The organism is Bacillus sp. 05T31, assembly GCF_056396725.1.
Genome location: NZ_JBFTMA010001473.1, coordinates 1 through 383, shown reverse-complemented (window position 1 = coordinate 383; position 383 = coordinate 1). Strand labels below are relative to the sequence as shown.

The window sequence follows — 383 nt, the reverse complement described above, 5'->3', positions numbered from 1 at the left end:
CCGCTACATGAGGTAACCCTTTTAAAGGTAGAAGACCATTTGTTCCAAGGTCCACTAAATACACATGCAAATGCTCCGGACTATGCTGACGAGCTACATCCATAATGACTGATTGTAAGAATGTTGATTTTCCGTAGCCTGGACTTGAGAAGACCGCTACGTGTCCGTCTTTACTAATATCTAGTGTTAATGGTGTTTGTGATTGTAATTCAGGCTGATCTAGTAGACCAACTGTTGCTTTTAATGGTTTCTTTTCTTTCGTCCATGCTTCTTTGAACTGAATAGCATGTAAGTCTTGTAAATATACGCTTTCTGGAAGTGGTGGTAACCACGGTCTAGCTAACGCTTCAATTTCATTTATTTCTGCGTAATCGTGAATGTAG

Annotated in this window: 1 protein-coding gene; it reads right to left on the bottom strand. The window is 39.9% G+C overall.

The annotated features are described in order from the left end of the window. The coding region (locus tag AC1DJR_RS33900; protein ID WP_477004664.1) for an FtsK/SpoIIIE domain-containing protein at positions 1 to 383 on the bottom strand (383 nt) is incomplete at both ends.